We start from the raw sequence: 18,289 nt of genomic DNA on the forward strand, positions 1-18,289 counted from the left end.
AAGAAACTATTAAGTAAGATGGAGGGGACCACGGTGATTGAGCGAGCTAGTTTGGAAGAGAGAGAGTATATCTTATCGAATTCGATCCAGTCTGTTAATGAAGGAACAACGAATCCTGGTATCATTCGGGAAGAGAAAGCACTTGAGATTGTTTCATCTATTCTTGAGCGAGGAGGCTATCACCTTGTTTATCGAGATGGGAATGAGATTGCCGGGTGGGTGTTACTTGGAGAAAATACCGATTATTTTACAGAAAATAAGCATGGTTTTATATATGATGTGTTCGTATTTCCTAAATTTCGCGGCAAGCGCTATTCTAAGAAGCTGGTTGAGGCTAGTATTCAGAATTTTAAGGAGCAGGGTTATGACGAGATTCGTTTGAATGTCTACTCCTCAAACTTTGCCAAGTATATTTATAAAGACATCGGTTTTAAGGAATTACAAACGATCATGGTTTATAAATAAACTCTATTAGTCTCTTTATTAAGAAATCAAGCACGTCTTTAGGGTGTTTCTTTTCATTTATTAAAAGAATGTGAAAAGGAACTCATAATCAATCATTTTACCTAGGGAACTTGCTACACTACATTTGCAGGAACTTCCCCGGTTCCTGCCCCCCTTAAAATATAAAGTGTGAGCCCCATGCATTTCCCGGCATGGGGCTTTTCCTGTCTAAATGAATTCGGACGATTATCATACTTAACTAATAATATGACAAGAAAAGAGGGAGAATAGTGGATTACCGATTTGCTTTATTGGATGAGGAAGAGGTAGAGAGAATAATTTCATGGAAATATGATGGCATCTACTCATTTTACGATATGGAAGCGGATGATGAAGATCTTCAGGAATTTCGAGAGAACGCAGCTAATAACAAAAACTATTGGGGTGTATATGAGGCTAACATCCTTATCGGTTTTTTTACATTTATAGAAGGTTCCAAAGGCACGGTGGAAATCGGACTTGGTTTAAGTCCACAACAAGTTGGGATTGGGAAAGGATACGACTTTCTTCACGCCGGCTTGCAAAAAGCACATGAGTTATACCGCCCTACAACGCTAGAAATGGCTGTAGCAGAATTTAACCAGAGGGCAATTAACGTGTATCTAAAAGCGGGTTTTGCCATTACTCATTCGTTTATCCAGCGGACTAATGGAGGAGAATATACCTTCATTCGAATGAGAAAAGACTCGGGCTTAATCTAGGGCAAATGAAAATGGATATTGCAAATCGCATCGCTTACCGTTAGAATTATAAACAATTCTAAATATTTAATCCTTATCAAGAGTGGCAGAGGGACTGGCCCGATGACTCCCGGCAACCTTATTAAAGGTGCTAATTCCAGCAGAGTGATGCTCTGAAAGATAAGGAGGAGCCTGTCATCTATCAAAAGACTCTTCCTCACCCAGGGGAGAGTTTTTTTGTATCATTAAGTTACTGGAGAGGTGTGTTTCTCGTGAAAAAAGCTGATCGTATTCGTAAAATGAAGGTTCCAGATGCAAGTGAAAAGTATGGTGATCGTTTGCCCCCGGGTCAGGTGCTTACCGAAAGATTTCCTATTCTACATGAAGGCGAGGTCCCTCAGTATGATTTATCTTCATGGGATTTGGCTATTTTTGGTGAAGTAGAAAAATCCTCTAGACTTACTTATGAGAAAATATTAGCTCTACCGCAGAAACAGATCACATGTGATATCCACTGTGTAACAAGGTGGTCTCGGTTCGATAATACCTTTGAAGGAGTATTATTCAAAGATCTGATAAGAGAACTGGGCATTGTTCCAAAGAGTGAACACATAATGCTTCATGGTGACCACGACTACACAACAAATATTCACATTTCAGATGTTATGGGAGATGATGTGATTCTTGCCCATTCAATAGATGGAAAGAAATTAACTGAAAAGCATGGGTGGCCATTAAGACTTATTGTTCCTCACCTTTATTTCTGGAAAAGTATTAAATGGATCAGGGGGATTGAATTTATTAAGGAAGATAAACCTGGTTTCTGGGAACAGAACGGTTTTCACAATCATGCAGACCCGTTTGTTGAGGAAAGGTTCTCAGGGGAAGATTTAGACTTACCTGAGGATGAATGGGAGAAGAAGGAATTCGACTGAATACCAGATGAAACATATAACGGTCATTAAGAAAAGGAAGAAGCTGATTAGTCTGAAGAAAAACGTTATTTCATTATTCGTTCTAATAACGATCAGTTTACTAGTGTTCTTCCTCCCGGATGCAAGAGAGGTGGCTAAGACCCTCCTTAACGAACGCACTGTTGAGGCCTGACAGAAAGCATTCGTAAACTAGGGTTCTACGGGATAATGATTTCTATTTCCTTAATGATTTTACATAGTGTTGTTTTTATTCCTTCAGAAATTATCTTATTTGCCAATGTCACTCTCTATGGATTGTGGTTAGGGACGTTATATACATGGATCGGGGCAATGCTTGGAGCTTATCTCTCTTTTTATCTTTCTAAATTCCTTGGAAGAACGTTTGCTGTTAAGATGATTTCCGCTCAGAGAATTGCTCGCTTTGATGAGTGGTTCCAACAAAAAGGGGTAAGAGGATTGTTCTATATGCGATTAATCCCTGTTTTTTCCTTTAATCTCCTTAATTATGGAGCAGGATTAACTAAAATATCGTTCTGGCAATTTACATGGACAACGGGGGTTGGAATCCTGCCGCCTTCATTGTTGATGGCATGGCTATATCAGCATGCGATGAACAGCTTCTTGGGAATTGTGTTATTAAGTTTCTTTGTTGCACTATTGATGATAGGATCCTATTCTCTAAAGAAAAGGCAAAATGATAAAACTTTTTATAAAGAAAAGTCGTAGCCATGAAAGCCATAGTAGCAACGGTTTTCATGGTTGTTTTTGGCTGTAGAAAAGAAAATCTAAAAAAGAATGATCCAAACTAATCTTCTCTCCGTTAGCTAAGTGTAAAAAAAATTAAGGGGAGTGGATTTGAAAATGAGAACGGAAAAGAATATGAAGAAGAAAGTAATTGACTGGAAAAAAGGACTTCTAATTGTACCGATTAGCTTTTCACTACTAATTCCTACATCAGGCGCATTTGCTCATAATGGGGAAAACCACATGGACAAACCTACAGTGGAAACGCCAGCTGCTGACCTTCGAGCTGATCTTGGTCAACTACTAAGTGAGCATGCTTATCTTGCAGTTGAAACAATGAGAAAAGGTGCTGAAGGTTCTGCTGACTTTGAAGCTTCTGCAGGAGCATTAAGTGCGAACACGGAAGATTTAACAGCAGCAATCACTTCAGTTTACGGCGAGGAAGCCGGAGCTGAATTTAATGAAATCTGGAGTAACCACATTGGCTTCTTCGTGGATTACGTGAAAGCAACTGGTAATGAAGACGAAGATGCAAAGCAAAAAGCACTTGAGAATTTAGAAGGTTACAAGAGTGATTTCTCCATGTTCCTTGAGAACGCAACGGGTGAACGTCTAGAAGCAGAAAATCTTTCAGAAGGATTACAGGCTCACATCAATCAGTTAATTGGTGCTTTTGATAGCTATGTTGCAGGTGACTACGAAAAGGCTTACGAGCATGAACGTGAAGCAATTGCCCACATGCATATGGTTGCTAAAGGATTCTCAAGCGCGATTACAGATCAATTTCCTGATAAATTTGAAAACACTAACGCAGTGACACCAGCATCTGATCTTCGTGCTACACTTGGTCATCTTCTATCAGAACACGCTGGACTTGCAATGATGACGATGCAGAATGGTATTGATGGATCAGAAGACTTTGATGCATCTGCAGCAGCTTTAAGTGAAAACACAGATGATCTTGCAGCAGCACTTACTTCTGTATATGGTGAAGAAGCTGGTAAGCAATTTAAAGAAATGTGGTCAGGTCAATCGAGGGCTGGCAGGTGATTTTTCGAGATCCTTCACTATTTGAAGCCTTACTAACGACAATTAAATTAGCTGTTATGGTCGTCGTACTGAATTTAGTACTGGCCATTCCTGCTGCTAAAGCCCTTTCGTTGTACTCTTTTAGGGGAAAGATTACTTGAAGCTTTATTGCTTTCCCCAATTTTAATACCTGGTATACTTCTTGCAATGGGGCTCCAATTCACGTTAATAAAAGCAGGATTGGGAGATCGGTTGACAGGGGTTCTTCTCGTTCACCTTATTCCTACTTTACCGTATGCGATTCGAGTGATGAGAGCAGGTTATGAACGACTAGGTACTGGATTAGAGGAACAGGCAGCCGTACTAGGTGCTACACCGTTTATTCGTTTTCTAACGGTTTCACTTCCTCTCCTGTTACCAAGTATCAGAAGTTTAATGTTACTTACATTTGTAATTTCACTTGGGCAATATGCGCTAACCGCTATTATTGGTGGTGGAGCTGTGAGTACTTTGCCACTTCTGTATTATCCCTATTTCTCAAGTTCGAATGAATCAGTTATCGCAGGTTTTTCTATTATATTTGCTATGCTACCGCTCCTTTTTATTGGGAGTGTAGAAATCGTACTGAGGCTGGTAATTCGAACAGTTAATCGGGTTTGAAAGGAAGATCAATTTGAAAAACCAGCTTATAATGTGCAGAAACCTTACCAAAAAATATGGAAGTTCTTCCATACTTAACAATGTGTCCTTTAATCTTGAAAAAGGTGAGCATTTTACAATAGTAGGCCCGTCAGGCTGTGGTAAAACAACGTTATTACGCTGTCTTGCCGGCCTGGAAACGCTCGATCGTGGCGAAGTCGATTTAAACGGAAAGTCTATAATTACTTTGAAGCCAGAAGAGCGTCCTGTTGTCCTGATGTTCCAGGATGCATTGTTATTCCCTCATTTAACCGTGATTGAAAATGTGACATACGGATTGAAGCGTCGAAGGATAGCAAGAAAAAAGCGGCGAGAGATAGCAGAAGAAATGCTTGAGAAAGTAAAACTTTCGAAATGGATAGACACCTACCCTCATGAATTATCAGGAGGTCAGAAACAGCGTATTTCTTTGGCTCGAGCCCTTGTGCTGAAGCCTGATCTTCTTCTTCTTGATGAACCATTCAGTTCCCTTGATGCGGCTCTTAGAGAATCTCTTAGAGGGGAAGTAAGGGAATTGTTAAGGAAAGAGAACATCTCTTCATTATTTATTACTCATGATCGAGACGAAGCAATTGAAATGGCCGATCGTCTTGCTGTCATGGATCATGGGAGGTTAATTCAAGTGGGTGATCCATATAGTGTGGTCACTCAACCAACCTCAATGGAAAGTGCGAAGATCATCGGCGAAGGTATGGCTCTGAGTGAAGGGTTTATTCCTCTTAACAGTCTTACCGCAGTTCTCTATCATCAAATTACTAGTGACCCGACCATGGTTACTATCTTCGGCAAAGTAACCGCTGTTACAGTAAAAAACAATATTCCATGCTATCGGGTCACCTGGGAGCACGGCACGATATTAGCGAAGTCGAAAAATCAACTGGCGTCTGGTCAGGATGTTTATCTCACTGCACCGAAACGCTCAGTTAAAAGGTATGAGACAGACCACCGGAGAAAGAATCAATGACAAAAAGAACATTTTTTAAAGGCCTATCCATAACCTTACTTGTTCTTGCTATATATGTACTGAATCAAAATGTCTTTGAGTTTCGACCATCCTCTCTTCGTGACTGGATCGGGTCGTTTGGCTTTTATGCACCGCTGGTATTCTTAATTATTTGTATCGCTAGACCATTTGTACTCTTTCCAACATCCATTTTATCCATAACAGGCGGATTGGTATTTGGTCCTTATCTTGGAACATTATTAGCCGTGATAGGTGGTTCTACCGGAGCACTCCTATTCTTTGCTCTCGCGAGGAAGCTCGGATTAAACATTCTACCGAAATCCTGGCGTGAGCGTGGGGAAAGTCTTGAACAACGACTTACGGAGAAAGGTTTTTCCTACGTTTTGCTTTTACGCTTAGTGCCTTTTCTCCACTTTGATTTAGTTAGTTATGTTTGTGGCGTTTCGAACGTAAACAGACGGAAATACTACATGGCAACATTAATCGGGATGCTTCCAGGTGCACTTGCGTTAAATTTTCTCGGCGCAAGCTTTCTATCAAACAACATTTCTTCTATCATCATTGCAGCTGCAGTCTTACTATTACTCTTGATTATCAGCTTATATATTCGAAGAAAAGCATTTGGATCCTCGATTGAAGAGGAGCTCTAATAAGAAAGGATGGTGCTGTCTTGCTCGATACTCACGCACGAAAATATGTACAGCCCATCATGAACCGTACAGCTGACTGGCTGCTAAGCATAGGTTTAAGTGCCAATCAAGTTACCGTGATGTCGTTTATTATTGGGGTGTCATCAGGGCTTTTTATTTATTTTGATCAGTTCATTTGGGCAGTCTTTGTTCTCTGGCTTTCAGGCTATCTGGATGCAGTCGATGGGACGATGGCTCGAAAAACAAAACCCTCGGCATTTGGAACGGTAATGGATGTAAGTTTCGATCGAGTGGTTGAAATCAGCACTATCCTTGGACTTGCGTTTCGTTTCCCGGGTTCTATTTGGGCACTATTACTATTAAGCACGTCAATTATTTTTGCAATGACCATCTTCCTGACAGTTGGTGCAGTTTCTGAAAAGAAAGGTGTTAAATCTTTTTATTACCAGGCAGGAGCTGCAGAACGTACAGAAGGGTTTATCCTGTTTACAGTAATGATTCTTTTTCATGACGTATTAACAATTTTGACGCTAGTATTCGTAGTAATTGAATTATTTACAGCCTTTCAAAGACTTACTGAAGCAAAAAGGATACTGGGATAGAAGAGCGGGAAATGATGTTAGAATACGATATAATTGTTATAGGCGGTGGCTCAGGTGGCTTAACTGCAGCGGCTGGTGCAGCGAATATGGGAGCAAATGCCGCTTTAATAGATGACCAGCCTGGATTTGGTGGAGACTGTCTACACTTTGGTTGTGTCCCTTCTAAAGCATTTATTACAGCTGCAAAAGAAGTTCACGCGGTTTATAAGGGAGCTGCTGAATTTGGACTAACAGTAAGTGGAAATGTACTATTCGAACGTGCGATTGAACGTGTTAAAGAAGCAATCGATGAGATTCAGGAATCTGATAGCGATGAACGCTTTGAGGAACTTGGTGTTGATATATTTAGAGGAAAAGGTGCATTTCAAGGTGAGTACACCGTGACCATCAATGGCGAAAACCCTATTAAAGGTAAACGGATCGTCATTTCAACGGGTTCACGTCCGAATGTTCCTCCAATCGATGGAGTAGAAAATGTTTCGTATATCACAAACGAAACGATTTTTAACCTCGATCAACTTCCACAAAGTGTCGTATTTATTGGGGGAGGACCAGTTGGACTTGAACTTGCTCAATCCCTTTCAAGATTCGGTTCTGATGTTACAGTGTTGGAAACTTCAAACTCTATTTTCAAAAAGGAAGATCATGATATTATCCCGTTCGCAACTAAAGCACTCGAGAAAGAATTGACATTCGTCTTTAACGTACAGGTAACCGGTATTTCAGAACAACATGGGAAGAAAGTAATTGCTTATAAGGTCAATGGCGAAGAAATTGCAATTGAATCCGATGCGGTTATGATGTCAGCTGGTAGAAAGCCTAATACTGAAAGATTAAATTTAGAAGGTGCCGGCGTTGAAACAAACAAAGGATTTATTAAAGTGAATGCGTCTCTCCAATCAAATAAATAACATATTTACGCAATAGGAGATGTAAATGGAGCCTTTCCTTTCACACACGGAGGTGGCATGGAAGGGAAGCTTATTGTTCAAAATGCAGTATTTGGATTGAAACGAAAAGTTAGCTATGATAATGTACCGTGGGTTACGTATACGGTACCTGAAGTTTTTCATTTAGGATTAACCGAGCAAGAAGCAATAGAAAAGCATGGAGAAAAGATCCGCGTCTTTAAAGTTGGAACAAACGATGTCGATCGGTTCATTGCGGAACGTAAGAAGGAAGGCCTTGTAAAAGTTATAACAGATATGAAAGGTCACATCATTGGTGCCCATGCTGTTGGAGAAGATGCGGGTAGCTGGATGCAGGAAATTGTTTTTGCAAAAGAGCATGGACATAAATTCGGCGATATATCTACAGGTTATTCACCCATACCCAACCAGAGGGGCGATATTAAACCAGGCAGCTGACTTGTACTGAAGAGAAAAGTTATTTGATGGATGGTTACCTAAGGTTTCCAAAAAATATATTAAATGGGTTCGATAAAAGATTAGGAGGTTCGGTGTGAAGAATTTGTTATTAGTTGGAGCAGGACATGCTCACCTCCATGTTTTAAAAATGCTTCAGGAAGAAACGCTTGATTTAAATGTAACCCTGATTTCTCCTTCTGAATATCAATATTATTCAGGGATGTTTTCAGGCTACCTGGAAGGCTTGTACTCAGAAGAAGATATGCGCGTGCACATGCCTTCCCTTGCTGAGAAAGCAGGGGTAACATTTGTGCAGGGAGCTGCCTTATCAATTGATGCAACAGGAAAAGTTGTTTTAACTGAAAAAGGTGATATTCTTTCTTATGATCTGTTATCTCTAGATATAGGCTCGCTTACCGGAGGGATCGATGTACCGGGAGCAAGAAGCTATGCGCTTCGCATTAAGCCGAATTATCGAATTGAAGAAGTGGCAAAAGTCATGTGGGAAGCTGAGAACCCAGTTGTAGTAGGTGGGGGGGCAGCGGGGGTTGAAATGGCTCTTGCACTGACAGCTAGAAGAGCAGAGGAAGGAAAACAAGCTGTGACTCTTCTTTCTCATTCTCCCCTACTACGTGACTCATCGCAAAAAGCTCAAAAGAAAATTGAACATATAACAAGAAATAAGGGGCTTGGGGTATACTTGCAAGAAAAAGTGACGAATGTGACATCGAGTAGCATTGTCACCTCATCAGGTAAGCAAATCATTTATGACCAATTACTATGGCTCACCGGGCCTAAAGCACCAGAGCTATTCAGAATATCTAATCTTCCTGTTGACGAGGCCGGTTATTTACTTGTTGAAGAAACACTTCAGGTCAAGAAGTATCCATCTATCTTTGCAGCTGGAGATTGTGCCACTTTAAGGGAATATCCTGATCTTCCAAAAGCTGGTGTGGTTGCAGTTCGACAATCAGATGTTTTATGGACTAATCTTAAAGCATTTATCGAGGGAAAAGATGGCGTGCGATTCCAGCCGAAAAAAGCTTATTTATCCATCCTTTCAACGGGTAAGCGCAAGGGGTTGCTATTATATGGGAAAATGGTCCTTCACCACCGATTATCCTGGACATTGAAGAACAGCATCGACCGGAAATTTATGGAGAAATACAAGAGTTAATAGTAATAAGCAGTCTGATTTTTCAGCCTGTTTTTTTCTTGTTACTGAAAACTAAATAATCAGTGAATCAATAACCGATTTACAACTTCTTATGTGCAATCACCCCTTTAACAAGTTTATAATGAAATCAAAGCATCTAGTTATTTAATCCTTTAATCCTTAAGTGCTAAAAAAAGCAAAGAACACCATCAGATGGTGCTTGAACATATGAACGGTGTAATGGAATTGAAATTATTGGGGTTATCATTGAAAACAGCGGAGAGGAGCAAAAAGGATGAAAGTTACATTTACAGATAAAGCAATTGAAAGATTAGAGCATGAGCCTGACGGCTACTTTAAACTAAATTATGACATTGAGGACTGCGGGTGTGTCGTGAATGGGGTAACGCAACTCATTCGTGGAAATGAACTTGGGGACTTTAACATGGTGTTGGAATCAAACTTCCGCCCTGTTAGAATCCAGAAACAATATGCCGTATTCTTTGATGAATCAATGAAAATTGATTACTTGCCCAAATACCAGTGTTTTATGCTTAAAAGTGATAATGAAATTTTAAACCCAAGAATGCGCTATATTAGTGAGGTTTAAAATAGGGGAGGACAAGCAGGCGTGACATTTGCCATCTATTTTTTTATTTTCTTTATTGTATTTATGTTAGTAAAGGGGATTATGAATTTAATTAAGGGACAAAAGATGGATCGGATCACTCTGGTGGGGGGCATCATCCTCGCCCTGATTTATAGTACGATTTTGACCATCATAAAAGGATGAAAGAAAGCACACAAAATTGTGTGCTTTTCAACTAGTTAACCATAATATTTATATGTTCACTAAGACTGTGTGGCATTTTCTTTTAAATAAAGGCTACGAACTGGTGTAGAAATTCTTCTTGATAGATGAGGTTCTATCACATCTATCGCCTCCATAAGCCTTTTAAGGTCAATTCCGGTGGAAATTCCCATTCGTTCGAGCATATATACAACACTCTCCGTTGCAACATTGCCCGTAGCCCCTCTTGCAAAAGGACAGCCGCCAAGCCCGCCAGCCGAAGTATCAAACCTTGAAATGCCCGCCTGCAAACAGGCGTAAATATTGGCTAGTGCCATGCCTCTCGTATCATGAAAATGAGCGGTTATGAGAGTTCTTGGAAATTCTGAAGTAAGGTGTTGAAAAAGCGTATACGATTCTTCAGGGGTAGCCATTCCAATCGTATCAGCAACGCTAAGCTCATCTACTCCTGCTTCAACAAACTTCCGACATACTTCAGTGGTATCAACTACATCCACTCTACCTTCATAAGGACAATAAAACGCCGTCGAAATACAAGCACGTACAAAATAGTTTTCAGCTTTCAATTCTTGAACAAGAGGAAGGAGCTCCTCAAGTAAACGGTCGGTCTTCTTGTTGCTGTTTTTCTCATTAAATGAGTTGCTAACACCGGCAAAAAGAGCAATAGAAGAAACATTTGTCTCCTTAACTCTCTCAACCCCTTTTCGATTGGGAGCTAGAACTAAATTTCTAGTGTTATCATCACAGGAAGCTGTAATTTCGGCTGCGTCTTTCATTTGAGGGACCCATTTGGGTGAGACAAATGAAGTAATCTCCATTTCTTGAATCCCTGATGCTTTTAAAGCATTAATAAAATGGATTTTATCCTGGGTTGGAACTTGATTCGACTCATTTTGCAAGCCGTCTCTTGGTCCAACTTCTACAATCGTGGCGTGTTCTGGAAACAAATTATTCATCACCCTTCTATTGTAAGCGCTATCTTATTCATTAAAACAAAGGGAACGGTGTGTTGCAAGTCAATCGTTTGAATAGTGGAAATTCTTTTTGTGGGAAGGAATTATTTGAATTGATTAAGAATTATGTAGATGAGAGTCATACATAAGGAGGAAAATAAATGAATCGTGATGTAGTAATTGTAAGCGCTGTCAGAACACCGCTTGGTTCATTCAATGGTTCGCTAAAATCAATATCTGCGCCAGAGCTTGGGGCTATGGTAATAACTGAAGCAGTTAAAAGAGCTGGATTAACGGTAGATCAGGTGGAAGAAGTTATTATGGGAAATGTGCTTCAAGCTGGACTTGGTCAAAATCCAGCGCGTCAGGCAGCAATTAAAGCTGGTGTGCCAGTTACAACCCCCGCCATGACAATAAATAAAGTGTGTGGATCCGGTCTGAAAACAGTTCACCTAGGTGCTCAGTCTATTTTGTTAGGGGATCAAAATATTGTAGTTGCCGGTGGAATGGAGAATATGAGTCAGGCTCCATATCTTCTAAATGGTGCCCGTGATGGACTTCGGATGGGTGATCAAAAGATGATTGATAGCATGGTCCATGATGGGCTGTGGTGTGCTTTTAATGATTATCATATGGGGGTAACGGCTGAGAACTTATGTGAACACTATGATCTTTCAAGAGAAGAAATGGATGAATTCGCCTCACAGAGCCAGCAAAAAGCTCAAGCTGCCATTGAGGCTGGGCGTTTTAAGGACGAAATTATTCCAGTTTCCATACCGCAAAGGAAGGGCAACCCGGTTCTGTTTGATACAGATGAATATGTCAAGCATGGTACAACTGCTGAGAAGCTTGCAAAACTGCGCCCTGCATTTAAAAAGGATGGTCGAGTGACGGCAGGGAACGCTTCAGGGATTAATGATGGGGCAGCAGCTGTTTTGCTAATGAGTCGTGAGAAAGCGGAAGAGCTTGGAATTCAACCACTTGCTGTTATCCGTGCAAATGCAAGTGGTGGCGTAGATCCGAGCGTAATGGGACTTGGTCCTGTGCCAGCTACAAAAAAAGCATTGGAGCGCGCTGGCATGTCAATGAGTGAGATGAATCTTATTGAAGCAAATGAAGCGTTCGCTGCTCAATCACTTGCAGTAGGAAAGGACTTAGAATTAAACAAAGACATTCTTAATGTTAATGGTGGCGCGATTGCACTTGGTCACCCGATTGGGGCAAGCGGTACAAGAATTCTTGTTACGCTCCTGCACGAAATGAAGCGAAGAAATGATCGCTACGGGCTTGCGACACTGTGTATTGGCGGAGGACAGGGTGTAGCCACAATTGTTGAAAGAGGATAATTGATATTAAAGGAGGTAAACGACAATGAAACCAATATTACATTCATTTGAAGACGCGGTTCAAGATATCCATGATGGCGCTACGATTTTAGTAGGTGGCTTTGGACTTGTAGGAATTCCTGAGAATTTAATCATTGCCTTGAAAGATCGGGGAGTTAAAGACTTAACCGTTATCTCAAACAATTGTGGAGTAGATGAATGGGGTCTTGGCATCCTTTTAAAGAACAAGCAAATCAAGAAAATGGTTGGTTCTTACGTTGGAGAAAATAAAGAATTTGAACGACAGGTGCTGTCGGGAGAATTAGAGGTTGAGCTGATTCCTCAGGGAACGCTTGCAGAACGCATTCGCGCAGGAGGAGCAGGGATCCCTGCATTCTATACACCAGCTGGTGTGGGTACGCCTATTGCTGAAGGGAAAGAAGTAAGAAGTTTTGACGGTAAAGAGTATTTACTAGAAAAGGCGATTCGAGCAGATTTTTCACTCGTACGTGCGCATAAAGGCGATATTATGGGGAATTTAGTTTATAACAAAACAGCCAGAAATTTTAACCCAATGATTGCAGCTGCAGGAAACGTTACAATTGCTGAAGTTGAAGAGCTTGTTGAAGTTGGCGATCTTGATCCTGATCATATCCATACTCCGAGTATTTATGTTCAAAAAGTAATCGTAGGTGAACAGCAAAAGAAAATTGAGCGATTAACAACGCGATAGGAGGATTAAGATGGTAAAAGTAGATAAGGCGGCAGTTCGAGAAAAAATCGCCAGGCGTGCAGAAAAGGAGATTGATGACGGTTTCTATGTGAATCTTGGGATAGGTATGCCTACAATGGTAGCGAATTATATCCCTGAGGGCAAAAAGATTGTTCTCCAATCTGAAAACGGTCTGCTTGGTATTGGTCCATATCCATCTGAGGAAGAAGTAGATCCTGATTTAATTAATGCTGGGAAAGAAACAGTAACTGCTATGCAGGGAGCATCTTATTTTGACAGTGCCGAATCATTTGCAATGATCAGGGGTGGGCATATCGACGTAGCAATTCTTGGTGGGATGGAAGTATCCGAGAATGGGGATCTTGCTAACTGGATGATACCGGGCAAAATGATTAAAGGTATGGGTGGTGCAATGGATCTGGTCCATGGAGCAAAGCGGATTGTCGTTATTATGGATCATGTTAATAAATCAGGAGATCCGAAAATATTAAAATCATGTACGCTTCCCCTTACAGGAAAAGGGGTTGTAAACCGCATTATAACGGATCGAGCTGTTTTCGATATAACGGATGAGGGTCTTGTTCTAAAAGAAGTGGCAGAAGGTTTTACCCTTGATGATGTTAAAAACTCGACACAACCAGCAGTCATTGTTGGTGATGTTGTAATAGATGCCTTTTAAATTGAAGGAGCGCAGTCAGCAAGTTGACTGCGCTCTTTTCGTAAGTTAACGGTGTTTTTCGTATTTATTAGCTCGTGATGCTTCTCTAATCTGTCTTACTTCATCTGGGGTTAAATCAGGTGCGTTTTGTGCTGTAAGATTCGCGAGGAGTTGTTCACTCTTACTTGCACCTGGTATAACCGTAGCCACTGCAGGATGAGCAAGGGCATAGCGTAAAGATGTTTGTGTGAGATTACGACTGTCTCCTTTTAAGGCAGAAAGCTGCTTAGCCGTTTCTAATACGTCAAATTTAGAGTAATCAAGAAAACCGTCTTCTTTCACCTTTTCTTCATAGCGATCAGATAGCATCCCTTTTGCAAGAGGGCCTCTTGCGATGACGCTAATTGAATTATCGTGTAATAAATCCAGGATTTCTTCTTCAGGTCGTCGATCGAGTATGCTGTATTGCATCATAACGGAAGCGATTGAAGAACGCTTTACAAATTCACGAATAACATTAGGACGAATGCTTGAAATTCCGTACTCTCGAATAAGACCTTCTTCTTTTAATTCTTCGAACGCTTCAATGGTTTCATCAATTGGATCTTCTATCGTACCACCATGTAATTGAAGTAGGTCGAGATAGTCTGTTTTTAAGCGGCGGAGACTATTTTTAATGGCATTTTTTATATGCTGTTTAGATGGATCCCAGAACCAGCCGTCTTTTCCTTCTTCCCAGTGGTTCCCAGCTTTCGTAGCAAGCACAACTGAATCTCTTCGACCTTTTAAAGCTTCCCCAACAATTTCTTCATTCAATCCAAAATCATACAGGTCTGCTGTATCAATGAAATTAACGCCGTTATCGAGTGCATCGTGAATAAGAGAAACTGCTTTATCACGATCGGTACCTAGTGACATCGTCCCTAACCCAATTTCACTGACATAAAGTTCTGATTTTCCAAGTCGATTGGTTTTCATTCCTTTAACTACCTCCCAAATTATGCCTTCTTTAAGTGTATCGTGATCAGAAGTTTCATGCCACTAATAAGGTAGTGAGATAACTGTCTTGTCAGGTGAATGTTCTCTTGCTATAGTGTAAGAAATAGGAGGCGGTTAAATGGGGAAGGAAGCTTTATTAATCATAGATATGAGCAACGATTTCGTACATGATGATGGTGGTTTAACAGTAGGGGAAAAAGGGCAAATGATTGTCCCAAATATAATAGCACTTGCTGATTCATTTCTCGCGGAGGGGAATGAAATTGTCATTTGTATGGATGCGCATGAAGAAGAAGATCCTCACTTTGATCTCTGGCCAGTACATAATGTTATAGAGTCGTGGGGGCAGAAATTATACGGTGACCTCGAACGATGGTTAGAAATTCACAAGGGAAACGCTCTTGTTTCATATGTTCCGAAGTCCGAATACGATGCATTTTATCAAACGGATCTTGAAAATATTTTAAAATCCAGGGGTGTTGAAAGAGTTCATCTGACGGGTGTTTGCACAGATATTTGTGATTTTCTGACTGCATATGGGGCTTATGCACGTGGATTCAAAACGGTTGCACATCGCTCCTGCATGGCGACGTTCTCTAACAACCACGATGTTTTTATCGAACAGATGAAGAATATATTCAAAACTGAAATACGTTAAAAAGAGAAAAGCTGCGATAGCTTTTCTCTTTTTAGTACAATTATTTTTGGCGGTTTTACTCTATTGAATGAGACGTAAGTGTGATTTCGTGCGAATGGCTGGAGCGTGGATCCATTCCTCAATCGTTTCATAATGATCCATATAATGTCTAATCATTAATTGAATTTGTTTTGGTTTGCCAACCATAGTAATTCCATTAGGTTGAATATAGACTTTCATCTGTAAAACCTCCTATTAGATCGATACAAAGTGTCGTGCTTTCCATATTATCTGTCTATTGTGATAGACTTTATGTATCGAAACGAATTTTTAGAACCAGGAGTGAGGAATCCATGGACCATTTATATGAAAAGACCCTTAGTTCAAAAACAATCTATCAGGGTCGAATAATTGATTTAAGAGTAGAAGATGTGGAATTACCGAATGGAAAACAGAGTAAGCGAGAACTCATTGATCATCCAGGAGCGGTAGCTGTGATCGCAGTAACGCCCAACGATAAAATTATAGCTGTGCGACAATATCGGAAAGCACTCGGAAAAGCGATTGTTGAGATTCCTGCCGGGAAACTCGAACTTGGGGAAAAGCCAGAATTAACAGCAGTACGTGAGTTAGAAGAAGAGACCGGTTATACATGTGAGTCTCTTGATAAAATTATATCTTTCTACACGTCACCTGGTTTTGCGAATGAGCTTGTTCATTTATATGTCGCCAAAGGACTTGAGAAAAGTGGCGAGCAGTCAACAGATGAAGATGAATTTCTTGATGTGCTCCACCTTTCAATAGAAGAAATGGAAGAGATGCTTCAAACAGAAGAAATTCATGATGCTAAAACAGCCTACGCACTCATGTATTTAAAAATGAAGTTAGGTTAGGAAAATGTTTGATTGCTATGCGGACTTTCATATTCATATCGGACGGACGAGATCAGGAAAAGCCGTAAAAATTACAGGTTCAGATACTCTGACACTTACTTCTATCCTTACTGAAGCTTCAGAACGTAAAGGACTCAATATGATCGGTATAATTGACTGCCACGTACCCGAGATTATAGGGGAGATTGAAGCACTTATTCAGTCAGATGAAGGTTTTGAATTAGAAGGTGGCGGGATAAAAGTTGGTAATCTCACCCTTATACCTGGAACTGAAATCGAAATCTATGATGAAAATTGTAATGGTCCTATTCATGTACTAGTGTATTTGCCAGATTTAACAAGAATGAAACATTTTTCGGATTGGCTGAGTGGCAGAATGACAAATATAACGTTAAGCTCTCAGCGTATTTACGAAAATGCAGTGGCTGTTCAAAACAAAGCAAGAGAGCTAGATGGTCTATTTATTCCTGCTCATATCTTTACACCTTTTAAAAGTTTATACGGAAAAGGTGTTGTGAAATCTCTTACAGAAGTATTAGATCCGAAAAAAATTGATGCAGTTGAACTTGGATTATCTTCAAATACATGGATGGCTGATCAGATTGAAGAGTTGCATGCTTATCCTTTTTTAACAAATTCTGATGCGCATTCGACTCCGAAAATCGCAAGAGAATACCAGCACTTGAGAATAGAATCTCCTACATTTAAAGAATGGAATAAAGCGTTACGTGGAGAAGGTGGGAGAAAAATCGTTTCAAATTATGGACTTGATCCCAGGCTCGGAAAGTACCATGAAACAACCTGCCTGAATTGCGGCCGTAAAGTGATTGGCACACCGTGCACCTGTGGAAGTTCCCAGGTGGTAAAAGGAGTATCAAATCGAATTCAAGAATTAAGTACAATTGGAAAACGGCCAGCACGTCCTCCATACATCCACCATGTTCCACTTGATTTCATACCCGGGATTGGGCCTAAAACGTTAGATCGCCTTCTTGATTATTTTGGTACAGAAATGAACGTTCTGCATCGTACAGAAGAAAAAGATCTTGCATCCGTTGTTTCTCCGAATCATGCTAGACTTATCGTGCTAGCTAGAAAGGGTGAACTTTCGTTAAAAGAAGGGGGCGGCGGAACATACGGTAAAGTAATCGGCTAAGTCAATCTAGTGATTCTGTCATACCCCTATCTTTCGTTTCATAGACTTAACCAAAGGAAGTGCGAAGGGGGAAGTCATATGAATCGAAGCCGACAAGTTAAGCAAGTGATTTCAGCTCATCTATCAGACCATGTATCTCTTTACACATTCATAGCTGTTTTATTCTTAATGGGTATCGTATTTGGAGCAGTTATTGTGAATAGCTTAAGCCTTACTCAAAAAGAAGATCTGGCAGAATACTTAAGCCGTTTCTTTGGACAGGTTTCAGAGGGACAATTTGCTACCGCCTCTGAAATGTTCCAACAAAGTTTTACCCACTATGCAAGGTACGTTGGTTTAATGTGGCTTCTTGGTCTTACGATAATTGGCCTCCCGATTGTTCTGATCATGCTATTTCTTAAAGGGGTTGTGGTAGGTTTTACGGTCGGCTTTCTAGTAAACCAGATGAGCTGGAAAGGATTTCTGCTTGCCTTTGTTTCAGTATTTCCGCAGAATATACTGGCGGTTCCTGCAGTGATTGTTGTAGGGACAGCTTCATTAACATTTTCGTTACGATTAATGAGGCAGCTCTTAATGAAGAGAAAAACAGAAATGATTTTAGGTCCATTCCTGAGGTTTTCGGCTTTAGTGGTATGTACACTTGGGGTTCTATGCATTGCAGCATGGTTTGAAGCGTATCTTTCACCCGAGTTAATAAAAGCAGTGGTTGATATTAAGTGATAATTATTATTAAAAGAAGTTGATTGTAAAATTAGGTTAATAATCATTTTAATTTGACACCCTTTTTCCTACTG

The 18,289-nt window shown here is 40.4% G+C and carries 23 protein-coding genes and 1 riboswitch; of the genes, 20 read left to right on the forward strand and 3 right to left on the reverse strand.

Annotated elements, in window-relative coordinates; translation table 11 throughout:
- The first annotated feature begins 33 nt into the window (after positions 1–33).
- From ABFG93_RS19960 to ABFG93_RS20020, 13 genes are all read left to right on the forward strand, one after another.
- Positions 34–465 carry a GNAT family N-acetyltransferase gene (locus tag ABFG93_RS19960; protein WP_347549750.1) on the forward strand — a complete coding sequence of 144 codons (432 nt, stop codon included), beginning with the start codon at positions 34–36 and terminating at the stop codon, positions 463–465.
- 269 nt (positions 466–734) lie between these two features.
- Positions 735–1,205 carry a GNAT family N-acetyltransferase gene (locus ABFG93_RS19965; protein WP_347549751.1) on the forward strand — a complete coding sequence of 157 codons (471 nt, stop codon included), beginning with the start codon at positions 735–737 and terminating at the stop codon, positions 1,203–1,205.
- A gap of 70 nt (positions 1,206–1,275) precedes the next feature.
- A riboswitch (SAM riboswitch) is annotated at positions 1,276–1,371 on the forward strand.
- Between the two features lie 85 nt (positions 1,372–1,456).
- Positions 1,457–2,119: a sulfite oxidase-like oxidoreductase gene (locus ABFG93_RS19970; protein ID WP_347549752.1), complete on the forward strand. Its 663-nt coding sequence runs from the start codon at positions 1,457–1,459 to the stop codon at positions 2,117–2,119.
- Between the two features lie 207 nt (positions 2,120–2,326).
- On the forward strand, positions 2,327–2,845 hold the full coding sequence (locus ABFG93_RS19975) for a TVP38/TMEM64 family protein (protein WP_347549753.1): 519 nt from the start codon (positions 2,327–2,329) through the stop codon (positions 2,843–2,845).
- 129 nt (positions 2,846–2,974) lie between these two features.
- Complete coding sequence (locus ABFG93_RS19980; RefSeq protein ID WP_347549754.1) at positions 2,975–3,913, forward strand: hypothetical protein; 939 nt, start codon at positions 2,975–2,977, stop codon at positions 3,911–3,913.
- 186 nt (positions 3,914–4,099) lie between these two features.
- A complete protein-coding gene (locus ABFG93_RS19985) occupies positions 4,100–4,552 on the forward strand; it encodes an ABC transporter permease (RefSeq protein WP_347552908.1) in 453 nt (150 codons plus the stop codon).
- Positions 4,553–4,565: 13 nt separating this feature from the next.
- Positions 4,566–5,555, forward strand: a complete 990-nt coding sequence (locus ABFG93_RS19990; RefSeq protein WP_347549755.1) for an ABC transporter ATP-binding protein — start codon at positions 4,566–4,568, stop codon at positions 5,553–5,555.
- Positions 5,552–6,205: a TVP38/TMEM64 family protein gene (locus ABFG93_RS19995; protein WP_347549756.1), complete on the forward strand. Its 654-nt coding sequence runs from the start codon at positions 5,552–5,554 to the stop codon at positions 6,203–6,205. The genes ABFG93_RS19990 and ABFG93_RS19995 overlap by 4 nt, the downstream gene beginning before the upstream one ends.
- Positions 6,206–6,225: 20 nt before the next feature.
- Positions 6,226–6,807 carry a CDP-alcohol phosphatidyltransferase family protein gene (locus tag ABFG93_RS20000; protein WP_347549757.1) on the forward strand — a complete coding sequence of 194 codons (582 nt, stop codon included), beginning with the start codon at positions 6,226–6,228 and terminating at the stop codon, positions 6,805–6,807.
- A gap of 11 nt (positions 6,808–6,818) precedes the next feature.
- On the forward strand, positions 6,819–7,718 hold the full coding sequence (locus tag ABFG93_RS20005; protein ID WP_347549758.1) for an FAD-dependent oxidoreductase: 900 nt from the start codon (positions 6,819–6,821) through the stop codon (positions 7,716–7,718).
- 57 nt (positions 7,719–7,775) lie between these two features.
- Positions 7,776–8,174 carry a hypothetical protein gene (locus ABFG93_RS20010; RefSeq protein WP_347549759.1) on the forward strand — a complete coding sequence of 133 codons (399 nt, stop codon included), beginning with the start codon at positions 7,776–7,778 and terminating at the stop codon, positions 8,172–8,174.
- A gap of 94 nt (positions 8,175–8,268) precedes the next feature.
- Positions 8,269–9,351 (forward strand): FAD-dependent oxidoreductase, encoded by a 1,083-nt coding sequence (locus ABFG93_RS20015; protein ID WP_347549760.1) that lies wholly within the window; start codon positions 8,269–8,271, stop codon positions 9,349–9,351.
- Positions 9,352–9,625: 274 nt separating this feature from the next.
- Positions 9,626–9,940: an iron-sulfur cluster biosynthesis family protein gene (locus ABFG93_RS20020; RefSeq protein WP_347549761.1), complete on the forward strand. Its 315-nt coding sequence runs from the start codon at positions 9,626–9,628 to the stop codon at positions 9,938–9,940.
- A gap of 242 nt (positions 9,941–10,182) precedes the next feature.
- Here the strand turns inward: ABFG93_RS20020 and ABFG93_RS20025 are convergent, their stop codons facing one another.
- Positions 10,183–11,097: a hydroxymethylglutaryl-CoA lyase gene (locus tag ABFG93_RS20025; protein ID WP_347549762.1), complete on the reverse strand. Its 915-nt coding sequence runs from the start codon at positions 11,095–11,097 to the stop codon at positions 10,183–10,185.
- Positions 11,098–11,255: 158 nt separating this feature from the next.
- On the opposite strand from ABFG93_RS20025, the gene ABFG93_RS20030 reads away from it, so the two are divergent.
- From ABFG93_RS20030 to ABFG93_RS20040, 3 genes are read left to right on the forward strand one after another with little or no spacing between them, the layout of a single operon-like run.
- Entirely contained in the window at positions 11,256–12,440 is a 1,185-nt protein-coding gene (locus ABFG93_RS20030) for an acetyl-CoA C-acetyltransferase (RefSeq protein ID WP_347549763.1), read from the forward strand.
- Positions 12,441–12,465: 25 nt separating this feature from the next.
- Positions 12,466–13,152: a CoA transferase subunit A gene (locus ABFG93_RS20035; protein WP_347549764.1), complete on the forward strand. Its 687-nt coding sequence runs from the start codon at positions 12,466–12,468 to the stop codon at positions 13,150–13,152.
- A 10-nt stretch (positions 13,153–13,162) separates the two neighbouring features.
- On the forward strand, positions 13,163–13,831 hold the full coding sequence (locus tag ABFG93_RS20040; RefSeq protein WP_347549765.1) for a CoA transferase subunit B: 669 nt from the start codon (positions 13,163–13,165) through the stop codon (positions 13,829–13,831).
- Positions 13,832–13,876: 45 nt separating this feature from the next.
- Here ABFG93_RS20040 and ABFG93_RS20045 read toward each other — a convergent pair whose 3' ends face one another.
- Complete coding sequence (locus ABFG93_RS20045; protein ID WP_347549766.1) at positions 13,877–14,788, reverse strand: aldo/keto reductase; 912 nt, start codon at positions 14,786–14,788, stop codon at positions 13,877–13,879.
- Positions 14,789–14,927: 139 nt separating this feature from the next.
- Here ABFG93_RS20045 and ABFG93_RS20050 point away from each other — a divergent pair, with 139 nt between their 5' ends.
- Positions 14,928–15,467, forward strand: coding sequence for a cysteine hydrolase family protein (locus ABFG93_RS20050; protein ID WP_347549767.1), 540 nt, complete (start codon positions 14,928–14,930; stop codon positions 15,465–15,467).
- Between the two features lie 60 nt (positions 15,468–15,527).
- On the opposite strand, the gene mciZ is transcribed toward ABFG93_RS20050, so the two are convergent.
- A complete protein-coding gene (gene mciZ, locus ABFG93_RS20055; RefSeq protein WP_347549768.1) occupies positions 15,528–15,686 on the reverse strand; it encodes a Z-ring formation inhibitor MciZ in 159 nt (52 codons plus the stop codon).
- Between the two features lie 113 nt (positions 15,687–15,799).
- Between mciZ and ABFG93_RS20060 the strand changes: the two genes are divergently transcribed.
- From ABFG93_RS20060 to spoIIM, 3 genes are all read left to right on the forward strand, one after another.
- Positions 15,800–16,339: an NUDIX hydrolase gene (locus ABFG93_RS20060; protein WP_347549769.1), complete on the forward strand. Its 540-nt coding sequence runs from the start codon at positions 15,800–15,802 to the stop codon at positions 16,337–16,339.
- Between the two features lie 4 nt (positions 16,340–16,343).
- Entirely contained in the window at positions 16,344–17,495 is a 1,152-nt protein-coding gene (locus tag ABFG93_RS20065) for an endonuclease Q family protein (protein ID WP_347549770.1), read from the forward strand.
- 78 nt (positions 17,496–17,573) lie between these two features.
- Positions 17,574–18,215 (forward strand): stage II sporulation protein M, encoded by a 642-nt coding sequence (gene spoIIM / locus ABFG93_RS20070; protein ID WP_347549771.1) that lies wholly within the window; start codon positions 17,574–17,576, stop codon positions 18,213–18,215.
- The last annotated feature ends 74 nt before the right edge of the window (positions 18,216–18,289 follow it).

The sequence above is a fragment of the Pseudalkalibacillus hwajinpoensis genome, assembly GCF_039851965.1.
Classification (GTDB): domain Bacteria; phylum Bacillota; class Bacilli; order Bacillales; family Guptibacillaceae; genus Guptibacillus; species Guptibacillus hwajinpoensis_E.

Bases quoted from the DNA above. Each gene is read 5' to 3' on its own strand.
- ABFG93_RS19975 (WP_347549753.1), top strand. From the start codon at position 2,327: ATGATTTCTATTTCCTTAATGATTTTACATAGTGTTGTTTTTATTCCT.
- ABFG93_RS19985 (WP_347552908.1), top strand. From the start codon at position 4,100: ATGGGGCTCCAATTCACGTTAATAAAAGCAGGATTGGGAGATCGGTTG.
- ABFG93_RS19995 (WP_347549756.1), top strand. From the start codon at position 5,552: ATGACAAAAAGAACATTTTTTAAAGGCCTATCCATAACCTTACTTGTT.
- ABFG93_RS20005 (WP_347549758.1), top strand. From the start codon at position 6,819: ATGATGTTAGAATACGATATAATTGTTATAGGCGGTGGCTCAGGTGGC.
- ABFG93_RS20010 (WP_347549759.1), top strand. From the start codon at position 7,776: ATGGAAGGGAAGCTTATTGTTCAAAATGCAGTATTTGGATTGAAACGA.
- ABFG93_RS20020 (WP_347549761.1), top strand. From the start codon at position 9,626: ATGAAAGTTACATTTACAGATAAAGCAATTGAAAGATTAGAGCATGAG.
- ABFG93_RS20025 (WP_347549762.1), bottom strand. From the start codon at position 11,097: ATGAATAATTTGTTTCCAGAACACGCCACGATTGTAGAAGTTGGACCA.
- ABFG93_RS20030 (WP_347549763.1), top strand. From the start codon at position 11,256: ATGAATCGTGATGTAGTAATTGTAAGCGCTGTCAGAACACCGCTTGGT.
- ABFG93_RS20035 (WP_347549764.1), top strand. From the start codon at position 12,466: ATGAAACCAATATTACATTCATTTGAAGACGCGGTTCAAGATATCCAT.
- ABFG93_RS20040 (WP_347549765.1), top strand. From the start codon at position 13,163: ATGGTAAAAGTAGATAAGGCGGCAGTTCGAGAAAAAATCGCCAGGCGT.
- ABFG93_RS20045 (WP_347549766.1), bottom strand. From the start codon at position 14,788: ATGAAAACCAATCGACTTGGAAAATCAGAACTTTATGTCAGTGAAATT.
- ABFG93_RS20050 (WP_347549767.1), top strand. From the start codon at position 14,928: ATGGGGAAGGAAGCTTTATTAATCATAGATATGAGCAACGATTTCGTA.
- mciZ (WP_347549768.1), bottom strand. From the start codon at position 15,686: ATGAAAGTCTATATTCAACCTAATGGAATTACTATGGTTGGCAAACCA.
- ABFG93_RS20060 (WP_347549769.1), top strand. From the start codon at position 15,800: ATGGACCATTTATATGAAAAGACCCTTAGTTCAAAAACAATCTATCAG.
- ABFG93_RS20065 (WP_347549770.1), top strand. From the start codon at position 16,344: ATGTTTGATTGCTATGCGGACTTTCATATTCATATCGGACGGACGAGA.
- spoIIM (WP_347549771.1), top strand. From the start codon at position 17,574: ATGAATCGAAGCCGACAAGTTAAGCAAGTGATTTCAGCTCATCTATCA.